7 protein-coding genes are annotated in these 14,466 nt (G+C 61.4%); 3 read left to right on the top strand and 4 right to left on the bottom strand.

The window, feature by feature from the left end; translation table 11 throughout:
• Positions 1 to 112: 112 nt before the first annotated feature.
• The 4 genes from QWU43_RS05445 to QWU43_RS05430 all read right to left on the bottom strand — a co-directional run bounded on the left by QWU43_RS05445 (position 113) and on the right by QWU43_RS05430 (position 5,339).
• Entirely contained in the window at positions 113 to 1,342 is a 1,230-nt protein-coding gene (locus QWU43_RS05445) for an MFS transporter (protein ID WP_370917330.1), read from the bottom strand.
• A 557-nt stretch (positions 1,343 to 1,899) separates the two neighbouring features.
• Positions 1,900 to 2,730 (bottom strand): hypothetical protein, encoded by an 831-nt coding sequence (locus QWU43_RS05440; RefSeq protein WP_370915114.1) that lies wholly within the window; start codon positions 2,728 to 2,730, stop codon positions 1,900 to 1,902.
• A 177-nt stretch (positions 2,731 to 2,907) separates the two neighbouring features.
• Positions 2,908 to 3,732 (bottom strand): (2Fe-2S)-binding protein, encoded by an 825-nt coding sequence (locus QWU43_RS05435; RefSeq protein ID WP_370917329.1) that lies wholly within the window; start codon positions 3,730 to 3,732, stop codon positions 2,908 to 2,910.
• Positions 3,733 to 3,779: 47 nt separating this feature from the next.
• Complete coding sequence (locus tag QWU43_RS05430; RefSeq protein WP_370917328.1) at positions 3,780 to 5,339, bottom strand: carboxylesterase/lipase family protein; 1,560 nt, start codon at positions 5,337 to 5,339, stop codon at positions 3,780 to 3,782.
• A 291-nt stretch (positions 5,340 to 5,630) separates the two neighbouring features.
• Here QWU43_RS05430 and QWU43_RS05425 point away from each other — a divergent pair, with 291 nt between their 5' ends.
• From QWU43_RS05425 to QWU43_RS05415, 3 genes are all read left to right on the top strand, one after another.
• Complete coding sequence (locus tag QWU43_RS05425) at positions 5,631 to 6,488, top strand: hypothetical protein (RefSeq protein WP_370915117.1); 858 nt, start codon at positions 5,631 to 5,633, stop codon at positions 6,486 to 6,488.
• Between the two features lie 147 nt (positions 6,489 to 6,635).
• Entirely contained in the window at positions 6,636 to 10,484 is a 3,849-nt protein-coding gene (locus QWU43_RS05420) for an ABC transporter ATP-binding protein (protein ID WP_370917327.1), read from the top strand.
• Between the two features lie 177 nt (positions 10,485 to 10,661).
• The gene (locus QWU43_RS05415) at positions 10,662 to 14,459 is read left to right on the top strand and encodes a multifunctional oxoglutarate decarboxylase/oxoglutarate dehydrogenase thiamine pyrophosphate-binding subunit/dihydrolipoyllysine-residue succinyltransferase subunit (protein WP_370917326.1); all 3,798 of its coding nucleotides are present in this window, start codon (positions 10,662 to 10,664) and stop codon (positions 14,457 to 14,459) included.
• Positions 14,460 to 14,466: the final 7 nt, after the last annotated feature.

Here is a 14,466-nt window from a genome sequence, read left to right as displayed (position 1 = left end):
AAACGCGCTGGCATTGGGAAGATGGGTAGACAATCACATTTCATTAGTTAGCTATCTGTAACCCCACATCACTTGCCCGACCGGACACTTCAACCAATGGGCCCGGCAGATATCAGGATGTAGACACAGGCGCTACCGTCCGCTTTCCGTCAAAGGTCTCCCGACCAAAGAACCATGCGGACGCAGCCAACAGACTCACCGCACCACACGCGGCAAAGGCGGCACGGTATCCGAGCGCGTCCGCGAGGGCACCCACAATGACAGGACCGGCGATCGCTCCGAAATCCTGCGCCATCTGGAAGTTGGCGAGCACCTTCCCCCCCGAACGGTGGTTGCCGATAATGTCCGCCAGCGTCGCCTGCTGTGAGGGCAGGAACAACCCAGCTCCCACACCCGCCCCGACCGACACCGCCAGAAGCGTCCAGGGCTGTGAGGTCAGTCCGATCGCCGCCGTAAAAATCCCGTTGACCACAAGTCCTGCAAGGATGAGCGGTTTTCTCCCGATCCGATCGGCAAGGCGACCCGCAATCTGGAGTGCAGAGGCATTCCCGACCGCGAATGCAGCGAGCGCGATTCCCGCTACTGCACCCCCGGTATGGAATGCTGCGGCCGCGAACAAGGGCAGGAGCGCGATCCGGACCCCGAGATTCGCCCATCCGTTGGCAAAACCACCGATCAACGCACTTCGATAAGCTGAGTCACGGATCGCCTCCCCGAACTGCATCGGCGGAGCCGTGTTGTCGTGGTCATAGCCATACACCGCAACCGCGCTGAGTTTCCACCAGACAATGAAGGCTGCAAGAAACAGAGCCGCCCCGTAGATCAGGAACGGGGTACGCATCCCCAGCACCGACAGGGCGGCACCGATCACGGGTCCGACGATTGATCCCGTGAGAAATGCAGTGGCATAGACCGACGACGAGCGCCCCCGTATCTCCGGCGGGGAGATTCTCACGATCAACCCCATCGCAGACACCGTGAACATCGTGGATCCGATCCCCCCGACCGCACGGAGGGCGACGAGCTGCCAGTACTCCCGGGCGAAGGCGATCAACCCGGTCGCGACTGCAACGGTAACGAGTCCAGTCAGATAGACGCGCCGCGAGCCGATACGATCGACCAGCCGCCCCGACACCGGCGCGAAAACGAGTCTGGATGCCGCGAACACGGAGACGACAAGACCAGCAGCCGCCATCGAGACACCGAAACTCCGGGCGAACTGAGGAAGAATCGGAGCTATGAGCCCGAAACCCACGGCGATGATGAATGCCGCGGACACGAGCACCCAAATTTCCTCGGGAATACGGGTTCTTGGCCGATCCTCGGCAATCTCTCTCGTCACACATTCAGGCTAACCTCGAATGCCCCCACTCACACACTCGTCAACGCCCCAGGTGTCAGACGCCACCCCCAACCCCAAGTTCGAATACATATTTGGTTCAGGAGCGGTTCATGTCCACCACGTCACATGTGGCCGGAGCCTGTTCAACACGGAAGAAATACCGGGGATCCAACCCTGTAGGTCACTTCTATCAAGGTTGTACAGCCGTACCACCCGACGTCCCCTCTCCTCCGGGAAGAGAACGCCAGTGCCGGGCATAACGGCCTTCACCGAATCCGACGAAGCCGCACACGACAAATGGAATCCGTACGCCCCCGATACGACGACCACGTTAGCTCACCCGCCCCTTCCACATATTGGCGGACACTATCCGTTCGGTTATGCGAGACTCTCAGACAACCTCCACGACAAATCACCATCCACCGGATCTGACCGCGAGAACATACACATATGAGCGGTGGCGGTCACTGGATCGGAGGGTGAGGCTGTGTGATTGAGCCGACGGGAGAAGCCCCTCCAATCTTTCTGTTGGCACGTGGAACGTACCTTATCTGCCACTATTCGTCCGTGACATCCCTGCCAAGGTCTTCCTCATCCACGCCATCGAGATCGAAATCCTCGAGATCGTCCTCCTCATCACCGTCCTCATCGCGGGGCTCCCCGAAAAAGAGGTCATCGTAGTCATCGGCGGTGCTGGAGAGTTCCTCTTCCCATTCCGCGACGTGCTCGGCTATGAAGGGCATCACCGTGAGCAGTCGCTTGAAATCCGTATAGGCGCCTAGCCCCATAGTCTGTTCCGGGAGGATCAGCCCCTCTGCGATGAAGTACCCGATGAGTTCCTCAATCAACGCGTCATCGACAGGTCCGTCGACCCCGTTGAGCTGATCATCCAGCAGAGCCTCCAAGTCCGGATCAAACGTCGTGAGAGTCACGGTAGCCACTGGTTCACCGTCAACGATGTCGATCACGATGTCGAGCTCGGAGTTCTCGGCAGCAGGAGAACGAACAGTGATCGGTTCCCCCTCCACTGCTGTGAACTGAAGTTCCCCAAAACGGCCGTCCGGGTCAGTGACGAGTTCATCGACAAGATCAACGATCGCATCCGTCGCCATGTGGTCAAGCACCGCGTCCACCGCCGCATCAACCGAGAAAACCGCTGATACGAGGACCGCCTCAAACTCCTCCTCGTCACCGGCCAGCGCGGGGTCGGTGACAGCGGCATCCGGTGCCGCTGCGATGTAGATGTTCGCTGCAGGAAGCAGTTCATTGGTCACATCGAACTGGATCTCGACACCGGACGAGATCGGTACGAACAAGGTGTCATCGTTGACGCGCGATTCAATCCCCTCGGCGTCCAGGGCGGCGGCAAGATCCTCATAGAAGCTCATGTAGGTGATGCACCCTTCCGGTGGCTGGCGTTTGTGTAGTGGGCGCCGGGAACCTCAATGCTCCTTCGACACCCGGATCCGGACTCAATCGCCGGAACACCTGACAGCCTAGTGCCGCAAAGCATGACGCGGTGCGTCACACCGACGGACGCACCGAGCCCCTCCCCCGTTCAGCAGCTAACCGCCGAATGCGGAGAGCAACTTCCGCTCCCGTTCATCTGGCTCCTGCCGAGGGCAAGACAGACACTTCCCCACCGTCGGCGAATGATAGATCATGCAGCACGAGGCTCTCTTCACCACCGTGCGGACATCATCAGGCTCATCTCCAGCAGACACCGCCGCCATGTCGGTCGGGAAAATACGCCCCCCGATGATGTCGAGAAAACGGGGCTCGGGTACCACGACACCATCCGGAACACCGGCGGCCAGTCCTGCCACCAGTTCACCGGCTACACGAACACCGAGATACGGATCGAACACCTCGTTTCCTGCTTCCACCGCAGCCTGGGCGAGGCCGTCGGCGGCCACGGCCCAGAGCGGGGCCGACCGGACTCCCGTATTCCGGGAGATCGCACACACCACCGGCTTGACAGAACGGGCGAGATCCCTCCCCGCCGCTCGCCACGCAACCGCCGACCCCGCACCGACACGACCTGGCGTGAAACCGATCCAGAATCCTTCCCCGGGGTCTCCGTACCGTTCAACGGTGCCACTGAGAAACAGTTCTCCTCGATCAAGGTCGAGGTCGGGAACACAGTCATACCCGACCATTACCGTCACCGATGGACCGACGATGGAGTTCACGGCGGAAAACCACCACAATTGGCCCCCATGTCTCGGATCGCTAACTCCGAAAAGCTGTCCGGCGGCGGCGACCGCCCGTTCTATGACATCCGACTCCGCAGCTTCTCCCACGGTGAGGGGACGACTGCCGTCACCGGGTTCAACCGCTGCACGAAAGCGCGGATGGTCCGCGAGCAGCCGGGCGAACACGCCATCCATCCGGTACCTCCTGCGACAACTTGATCTTCCCGCGCCCTCTGACCCGATCACCCAGGTTTCGTCGCCTCCGGCGACACCCCCCGAATGTCCAGCATATCCGGGCGCCCTGCCCCCCATTCCCTCATGTCGTAGTCACTCCATGCCTGCCGGAGGCGGGAACGTGGATCATAGGTTACATGAGATCGAGCATCGAAGATCCGGGTCGCACGTCCGGGACCATTGTCTCCTCCCAACCGGTACCGGGGCCATCCAGACCCCGGAACTGAGTGATGGATGAAATTTCCCCAATAGGCTTGCATCTCAGTGGTCACCCCACTCAAGTCCTCCACACCACCGAAACGGGTGATGCTGCGGGTCCGGGACTCCTTGTGTGCTGCGAAAACCGCAGTGAGTTCAAATGAGTGCATCGCACCGAGGCCGATCCACCGCAATGCCGCCGGGGCATAGTCGAACCTGTACATCCAAGTGTCGACGCAACGGGAATGATTCTCCGCGATCCGGAGCGACGGTGCCCAAAACACAGCGTCGGTAACCATCCTGGCGAAGTCGGATCTTTCGATGGCCCCGTTGTACGCCTGAAGAACTGCCGCAGAATTCGAGTGGTCGTAGGCATCCAGCATCCGGGCAGCAGCCCTGCTCCGTGCGTTCTGTCTGATGTAGAGGAGCTTCGTCACCGAAGCTTCGTCGTTGTTCGTGCCGATGAGCAGAGGAACCTTGTTCTGGCGGCCCGCTGCGAAGGTGTCAAACGGATGCTCCGGAAGTAGGTCCCCGTCCACGGTCGGGCCATAACAGGAATTGAGCTGAAGCAATTCCCGGGAACGCCACATCATCGACTGCCCGGCACGGACCAAGTCACCGGCGTCTTCGAAACGAAGTTGACCGCAGGTGGTTTCCAGGGGAAAGGCCATCGACGTAACAAGTTGCTGTGCCCAATACGCGGACTGCACGGGAGCGTGCAACGTCGCGGCGGGAGCAGACTGCACGATGGCCTTGTGGAAGAGACCTTCCGCTGCAGGCACACACAACAACGTCGTCACCGCCGCCCCACCCGCAGATTCCCCCATGAGCGTGACATTGCCGGGATCGCCACCAAAAGCCTCGATGTTCCGGTTGACCCAGTTTAGGGCGAGTAGCTGGTCATGCACAGCGGGATTGGCGACGCAATCGCCGTCTCCGAGGCTGCGGAGGTCAAGGTACCCGAAGACACCCAGCCGGAAATTGACGGAGACGTAGACGACGTCGAGGTTTCGGACGAAATTGTACCCGCGCAACATCGTTTCGTGGGAGGACCCCACGATGAAGGATCCGCCATGGAAGTAGACGACGACGGGAAGCCCGTCTTCCTCGGTGTCCGGTCGTACGATGTCGAGATTCAGGCAGTCCTCGGCTCCTCGGACCGAGTCCTTGTAGGAGTATTCGGGCTGGGGCGCGACCGGCCCAAATTCAACACAATCCCGTACTCCTCTCCATGGTTCTGGGCTCGTGGGGGCCCGCCATCGGAATTCTCCGGAGGTGTCGGATCCATAGGGCACACCGCGCCAGGTACGTATTCCCGACAGCACGGTGCCACGTACGAGTCCTGCAGTGGTGACTGTGATATCGTCCATTGCCCTACACCGTAGTAATCCCGACAGCCACCGGGGAATCGACCCGGCCGCCGGATATAAAGTCGCAGGCAGCAGGCTCTCCGGGCAGGAACCGGGGCGAATCGCCCACCGGTAACTGTCACCGTTCGGACACGAAATGGTAGCAATTATTCGGTCATATGCTGCTTGTGTCGCACCAACTTCCGGTGGCATCTACGATGTAGCGCACCACCGACGCCGAGATTCTGGCGCACCCCGGCTCAACCTCTGCCGGGGCCACCCACAAACACAAGAAATGAGTGAGTGACACCCATGGGTCTCTTTGGACTCTTCGGAAAAGACAAGAACGACACACAGGATAACCGTCCCGTAACCGACGCCGTCGGTTCCGACCCGAAGGCACTGGAAGGCCGTACCGGAGCAACAGGCCGGATGCTGATCTCAGGACTGGACAAGGCCGTACATATCCAGGCAGACACGATCGCCAGGTACGTGGACTGGATGCGTGCAAAGAATCCTGACCTCAATCCGCGGGAGCTGCAGAAGGCCATCGACAAACATTTCTCCGTCCTGGCCACCGGTTCCGGTGGTGCAGCGGGAGTCGCTGCCGCTGTTCCGGGGATCGGGCTGATCACCGGTGCCGCGGCGATCGGGGTGGAGTCGCTCGTCTTCCTCGACCTCGCCGCGTTCTACACCATGGCGTCCGCGAGACTCCGCGGTGTGGACATCCACGATCCGGAACGCCGTCGGGCGCTGATTCTCGTCGCGCTCACCGGATCTTCCGGAACTGCACTCGTCGACGCTGCAGTCGGTGATCTGTCCGCGGGGGCGGGCAGCCGCTCATTCACCACAGCGCTGTCGAGTTTCTCAGGTGCGAAGCTCACCAACGTGAACAATCGCATGGTCAATCTCGCGGTGAAGACGATGGGCAAGAAACTCCGTCGTGCATGGTTCGGCAAGATCATGCCGTTGGGCATCGGTGCGGTCGTCGGTTCTTTCGCAAACCATCGTCTCGCGGACAAGGTCGTATCCAACGTCGGTGAATCACTCGGTGGTCTGCCCGCGGAGTTCTCAACGCCGATCCCTGATGATGTCCCCGAGGACATCGACGTACCCGCCGAGATCGCCCGTGATCTGGCTGAAGCCGACAACTCGGATGAGCGAGAATAGCGCACCCCGCTTCTCTTTACCGGCACCGCACCCCATCACCGGGGGGCGGTGCCTTCGTCATTCTCCGCACCCGCCCCGGAGACAACCCGAGGTCGGCCGGTCTGGGATGATTGGTCCGAAGAAACCACGGCAGGAGGATCGGTCACCATGACGTCAGTCGACCATACGGGTGCACCCGGTGTGGGAATCCGCTCGGCCCTACTCCGGCTTCTCCGCGCAGCAACCCAGCGCCGGATCCCGGCGGTGACCGCTCTTGTGGCGACGATCCTGGTGACCCTGTTCGAGACGGCCACTCCCCTGCTTACCCGAGATGCCGTCGACATCGCGCTCGGGATTCACCCGGGGGAAAGAGTACCCGGCCTATTTCCCGGGATAACTCCGTTGAACACGGTCGTCATCATGCTCTGCACCGTGGCTGTTCTACGCTTCCTCTTTCAGTTTGCCCGCCGGTTCACCGCCGGTGCCGTGGCGTTGGAGACCCAGCGGAGACTCCGGGTCCGACTTCTGGAGTCCTTGCTGAAGTTGGATGGTCCGGGACAGGACGCACTGCACACTGGACAGGTGGTGAGTCGGTCGATCTCAGACATCAACACGGTGCAGGGACTTCTGGCGATTCTGCCGTTGACATTCGGCAACATCCTGAAACTTCTTCTGACAATGGTCGGGATGCTCTGGTTGTCACCGCTTCTCGCACTCGTCGCCTTGGCAACGCTACCGGTCGTTGTTCTGCTCGGTGCACGAGGCAGACGGAGTCTCTTCGCCTCCACCTGGTCTGCACAGCAGAAGGCTGCGGACCTGGCGACCCGTGTCGAGGAAACGGTAACCGGAGTTCGGGTTGTCAAGGCTTTCGGACAGGAAGAGAACGAGATCTCCCGGATGGACAAGGCGGGACGCGAGCTCTACGCCCACCGCATGCGCGCCGCCCGCATCAACGCGCGGTTCCAACCCGCGCTGGACCAGTTACCTATGATCGCACTGGTCGTGAACATCGCCTTTGGTGGCTGGCTCGCACTGCACGGCGGCATCACGGTGGGTACGTTCGTGGCCTTCTCCACTTATCTGACGACCCTCACCACCGTTGCACGGGTACTCACCGCAACAGTTGTCCGCCTGCAGATGGGGGCAAGCTCGGTGCAACGGGTCTTCGAGGTGATCGACCTCCGGCCTGCTGATGCTATCGCCGTGACCGACATCGGATCGCGGGTACCAGCGGGTCCACTCGGACTACGGATGGAGGAGGTCACGTTTTCCGACGGCGAACGTCAGATCCTCTCTGGACTATCCCTCGATGTACCCAGAGGGTCGACGGTGGCGGTGGTCGGTCCTCCCGGATCCGGTAAAACGATGCTCGTTCATCTGCTGGGTGGCTTCTACTGCCCGGACTCCGGCCGTATCCTGTTCACAGCACCGGGGCAACCGGACACCGGTTTCGCGGAGATCGACCTCCAGGATCTCCGTTCAGATCTCGTATGTGTCTTCGACGAGCCCTTCCTCTACTCCGCTACGGTTCGAGAGAACATTGCGGTAGGTGCTGGGGATCACTCCGTCGGGGATGACGAGGTGCTCGCCGCAGCCCGCGCAGCGCAGGCACACGAGTTCATCATGGACCTCGAACACGGATACGACACCCCTGTAGGGGAGAGGGGACTCACGCTGTCCGGTGGTCAGCGTCAGCGCATCGCACTCGCACGGGCACTGCTCGCACACCCGCGAGTGCTGGTCCTCGACGACGCAACCTCCGCAGTGGATGCAATCACCGAGGCAGCCATCTACCGGGCGCTCAAGGACTATCTCCCTGATGTCACCGTACTGACGGTCGCGCACCGCAGTTCCACGCTCGAGCTCTCCGATAAGGTCGCTCTCATGTTCGATGGTCGAGTGATCGAGTCGGGGACGTTGGAGGAGATGAGTACCGCCCCCCGTTTCGCGGAGCTCATGGACCTTGCGCTGAGGCCCCCACATACCGGGTGTGGACCAGCATCTGAGCTCTGCAGCGCAAATGAACCGGATGACGAAGACCTCTGGCCGAAGGTCCGGGCCGATAACGGGGTTCGGTGGAATCCCAGCCCCGGGATCGCCCGTGCGGTTCCAACCGCCGGAGGGTGGGGGCGCGGTATCGGGACGGTACCACCCAGTGCCCGGCTCCTCGCAGAGGTCGAGGACCTTCCTCCGGCGACTGAAGACCCGGGAATCGATTGCCGACCTCTGCGTGCGGACATCGGGGAGTTTTCTCTCCGAACGCTTCTCCGTCAGGCCCGTGGTCTGACCTGCGCGGTGATCATCCTCCTATTCGTCGCTGTCGCGACGGATCTGGCGTTCCCAAGCCTGGTCAGAACGGCTGTCGACGACGGAGTCATCGGGGGCGATACGACAGCACTGTGGTGGGCATCGGCTGCTGGCGGAGGTGTCGTATTCATCGCGTGGTTCGCCGCCGTATGGCGTACGGTGTTGACGGCCAGAACCGGGGAGCGCCTGCTGTTCGGCTTGCGACTCCGCTCCTACGCACACCTGCAGCGACTGGGACTCTCCTATTTTGAGTCGACCATGTCCGGAAGGATCATGACCCGGATGACCACCGACATCGACGCTCTGAGTTCCTTCCTTCAGACCGGCTTGGCCCAATCCGTGGTGGCGATCGGGACACTGGTCGGCATCGGCACTGTTCTGGTAGCCACCGACCCGGTTCTCGCCCTCTGGGCATTCTGGTCAGTGCCCGTCATCATCATCGCGACCATCATCTTCCGGACTATCTCGGCCCGCCTCTACACCCGGGCACGAGAGCAGGTGAGCACGGTCAACGCCGACTTCCAGGAGTCCGTTACCGGTTTACGTACGGTCCAGATGCACTGTACCGAGGAGCACCGCCTCGCTACCTTCATTTCACGCGCCGACGCCTACCGGCGGACGCGAGTCCGCGCCCAGATCGCCGTAGCACTCTATTTCCCTGGTATCGCGTTGGTCTCCGAACTATCCCAAGCCATGGTGCTCGGTGTCGGTGCGGGTCTCGTGATGGAGGGGATGATCAGCGCAGGCGTCCTGGTCGCCTTCATCATGTACATCGGACAGTTGTTTAGCCCAATTCAGCAGTTAAGCCAGATCTTCGACAGTTACCAGCAGGCATCCGTCGGCTTGACTCGCATCACCGATTTCCTCTCGACACGGAATGATGTCCCGGACACCGGTCGCCGGGAGGGGTGCGAAGCAGCCGCATCCGGGCCGATTTCCCTCGATTCAGTTTCTTTCGCATACCCGGGTTCACGGGACCGGGTCGTCACAGAAGGTCTCAACCTGCATTTCGAACCTGGGAAAACGGTGGCGGTGGTCGGTCCGACTGGTGCAGGAAAGTCAACCCTGATCAAATTGCTCGCCCGGTTCCACGATCCGGTCGCGGGTTCCGTCCGAGCCTCCGGTGTCGATATTCGGGATTTTCCGCTGTCGCAGTGGCATCACCAGATCGGCCTGGTCCCACAGGAACCGCATCTTTTCACCGGCACAATCGCGGAAAACATCTCGTACGGCCGTCCCGGAGTCGACCGTGCCACGATCACTGACGCAGCACGACGGGTGGGAGCCCTATCCGCCATCGCTCGTTTACCGGCCGGTTTCAATCATCCCGTCGGTGAACGTGGGCGGGGCCTAAGCTCAGGACAACGTCAGTTGATCGCTCTAGCCAGAGCTGAACTCGTTGAACCGAAGCTGCTGCTTCTCGATGAGGCAACAGCCACCCTCGATCCCGCCACCGAGGCCGCGGTTCTCTCCGCTGCGGAACGTGTCACCGGAGGACGTACCGCGGTCATCGTCGCGCATCGGCTTGCGACCGCCGCGCGGGCCGACCGAATCCTCGTGATTGACAGGGGCCGAATCATCGAGGACGGAGTGCACACCGAATTGTTGGAGAGCGACACCCTCTACCGCGACATGTGGGAGGCGGCCACACGTGTCGGAGCCGTCGGTCTTCGGTACGTTCGCTCAGCACCGGACACCGGAAAACGGTAACGTGAGCGCGGTGCGGTGTCCGTATTGATGTGTCCCCGCTCCCGCCGCGGCACGATTCAGATCGATCCCACGTCGCGACGATGCGACAGAACGGGGTTGCGGCAACTAGCCTGTAGTCAACGACTACAGTGGACATACTGACGTAGGTTAACCAAGGAAATGAGGCGAGCACCTGCCGTGAGCAGCGCTAGTACTTTCGGCCAGAACCAGTGGCTGGTAGACGAGATGTTCCAGCAGTTCCAGAAGGACCCCGGGTCCGTGGACAAGGAATGGCGGGACTATTTCGAGACACAAGGTGCCCCTTCAAGCACCCCCGAAAAAACCCCCGCTGCAGCCGTGCAGAAGCCCGCTGAGCCAACGTCCGGCAAGCGAGCACAGGCCCCCGCGGTCAGTGCGGCATCTTCACAGCCAACTGCCCCTGAAAAGGGGATAGGTATCCAAGCTGAGAAGGAGAAGCCTAAGGCTCCCGCCGCCAAGGCACGCGATCACGCGCCGAAGTGGGAGGGCTCTTCGACCCATTCGCGGGACAGCGCCGCAGAACGGCTCTCGAAGTCCCCGCTGGGCCGCATCGGTGATCTCCCCGAGGCCGGTAAGCAGCAACTGACGGGGATCGCGAAGGCCATCGCGAAGAACATGGATCTCTCCCTTGAGGTCCCCACCGCAACATCCGTGCGCGACATGCCCGCACGGCTCATGTTCGAAAACCGCGCGATGGTCAATGACCAGTTGCGCCGTACCCGTGGTGGAAAGATCTCCTTCACCCACATCATCGGCTACGCGATGGTCAAAGCCACCATGGCACATCCCGCGATGAACAACTCCTACGATGTCATCGACGGCAAGCCGACCATGGTCGCCCACGAACACATCAACCTCGGCCTCGCCATCGATCTTCCGCAGAAGGACGGCTCCCGTGCACTGGTCGTCGCGGCCATCCGGGAGTGCGAGCACCTCTCCTTCTCCGAGTTCGTCGATGCCTACGAAGACATCGTCGCTCGCGGCCGCAAGGGAAAGCTGACCGGTAGGGACTTCTCCGGCGTCACCATCACGCTGACAAACCCGGGCGGTATCGGGACACGGCACTCGGTCCCGCGCCTCACCAAGGGGCAGGGAGCGATCATCGGTGTCGGTTCGATGGACTACCCGGCGGAGTTCGCCGGTGCCTCGGAGGACCGTCTAGCGGAACTTGGTGTCGGCAAACTTGTCACCATCACCTCCACATACGATCACCGCATCATCCAGGGGGCGGAATCGGGTGAGTTCCTGCGCACAATGAGCCAGCTCCTCACCGATGACGCATTCTGGGACCACATCTTCGACTGCATGCAGGTTCCCTACACGCCGATGCGCTGGCGTCAGGACATCCCGAACACCGGAGTGGACAAGAACACCCGTGTCATGCAGCTCATCGAGGCGTATCGCTCGCGTGGTCACCTGATCGCCGATACCAACCCATTGCACTGGAACCAGCCCGGGGTGCCGATCCCGGATCACCGCGACCTCGACATAGCCACCCATGGCCTGACACTGTGGGATCTCGACCGGAAGTTCTCCGTCGGCGGGTTCGCCGGCCGCGAGCAGATGACCCTACGGGAGGTTCTGACGACCCTCCGGCAGGCGTACACCCTCAAGGTCGGTTCCGAGTACACACACATCCTCGACCGTGACGAACGAACCTGGCTGCAGGACCGTCTCGAGGCGGGCATCAACAAACCCACTGGCGCAGAGCAGAAATACATCCTCCAGAAGCTCAACGCAGCGGAGGCCTTCGAGAACTTCCTCCAGACCAAGTATGTAGGGCAGAAGCGGTTCTCCCTCGAAGGGGCCGAGAGCCTGATTCCCCTCATGGACGCCTGCATCGACACCGCCGCCGGACAGGGACTCGACGAAGTCGTCATCGGTATGCCGCACCGCGGCCGGCTCAACGTCCTCGCCAACATCGTCGGCAAACCGCTCCGTAACCTGTTCAACGAGTTCGAGGGTAACTTCGACCCGGCCCAGGCCGGCGGCTCCGGTGATGTGAAGTACCACCTCGGAGCCGAGGGGCAGCACATACAGATGTTTGGTGATGGTGAGATCAAGGTCTCCCTCACAGCAAATCCCTCCCACCTCGAGGCCGTGAACCCGGTCATGGAGGGTATCGCCCGCGCCAAACAGGACATCCTCGACAAGGGGGAGGACGGCTACTCCGTTGTCCCGCTACTGCTCCACGGTGACGCAGCTTTCGCGGGCCTCGGTATCGTCCCTGAGACCATTAACCTCGCGCAGCTCCGCGGGTACACCGTGGGTGGCACCATCCACATCGTGGTGAACAACCAGATCGGCTTCACCACGACCCCCGACTCCGCCCGTTCAATGCACTACGCCACGGACATCGCCAAGGGATTCGGTTGCCCAGTGTTCCACGTCAACGGCGATGATCCCGAAGCCGTCGTGTGGGTCGGGCGCCTCGCCACCGAGTATCGCCGCAGGTTCGGCAAGGACGTCTTCATCGACCTCGTCTGCTACCGTCGTCGCGGACACAACGAAGCCGATGACCCGTCGATGACGCAGCCGCAGATGTACGAGATCATCGACAACCGGGACACCGTCCGTACCCGGTACACCGAGGATCTTCTCGGCCGTGGTGACCTCTCATCCGAGGACGCCGAGGCCGTCATCCGTGACTTCCACGATCAGATGGAGTCCGTCTTCAACGAGGTTAAGCAGGCCGGTAAGAAGCAGGCCTCCGCTCAAGAGGGAATCACGAGCTCCCAGAAACTACCGCACGGGTTGGATACCTCCATCACCAAGGCCGACATCCTCGAGATTGGGGACGCCTTCGGTAGGACCCCGGAAGGTTTCACCATCCACCCGCGTGTCCAGCCGGTAGTGAAGAAACGCATGGAGAGCGTCCATGAGGGCGGCATAGACTGGGGTTGGGGCGAGCTCATCGCCTTCTCATCTCTCGCGAACTCCGGCAAACTCGTGCGTCTCGCTGGCGAGGATTCCCGCCGTGGTACGTTCACCCAGCGCCACGCCGTTCTCATCGACCCGAAGACCTCCGAGGACTACAACCCACTCAATGCACTCGCTCAGTCGAAGGGCAACGGTAAATTCCTCGTCTATAATTCCGCACTCACCGAATATGCGGGTATGGGCTTCGAATACGGTTACTCCGTGGGTAACCCGGATGCCGTTGTCGCCTGGGAGGCACAGTTCGGTGACTTTGCCAACGGTGCGCAGACCATCATCGACGAGTACGTATCCTCCGGCGAAGCCAAATGGGGGCAGACCTCCGGGGTCATCCTGCTTCTACCGCACGGCTACGAGGGCATGGGACCGGACCATTCCTCTGCGCGCATCGAGCGCTACCTGCAACTGTGCGCGGAGGGTTCCATGACCGTCGCACAGCCGTCGACCCCGGCGAACTACTTCCATCTGCTGCGTCGCCACGCACTGAGCGAACTCCATCGCCCATTGGTTGTATTCACTCCGAAGTCGATGCTGCGGATGAAGGACGCGGCAAGCCCCGTCGAGGATTTCACCGAGGTACGCAAGTTCCGCTCCGTGATCAACGACCCACGTCTCGTCGACCGCGACAACAACGTCATCGGTGATGTCGACAAGGTCACCACCATTCTGCTGGTCTCCGGCAAGCTCTACTACGAGTTGGAGAAGCGCCGGAAGAAGGACGGCCGCGAAGACGTCGCGATCATCAGGTTGGAGATGTATCACCCGATACCGCACAACCGACTCAAGGAGGCATTCGAGTTCTACCCGAACGCCACCGAAGTCCGGTTCTGCCAGGATGAGCCCGCTAACCAGGGAGCCTGGCCGTTCCTCGCCCTCAACCTCCCAGAGCGGGTCCCGGACATGCCGCCGCTGAAGAGGATCTCCCGCCGTGCGCAGTCCTCGACCTCGACCGGCATCTCGAAGGTCCATCAGTTCGAGCAGCAGCAGCTCATCGAATCGGCATTCGCACCGGACGCCTGAGAGAGCG

This window comes from Corynebacterium sp. CCM 9204, assembly GCF_041357695.1.
Lineage (GTDB): Bacteria > Actinomycetota > Actinomycetes > Mycobacteriales > Mycobacteriaceae > Corynebacterium.
Note: the sequence above shows the minus strand (reverse complement) of the source record. Positions and strands in the feature narration are given on the sequence as shown.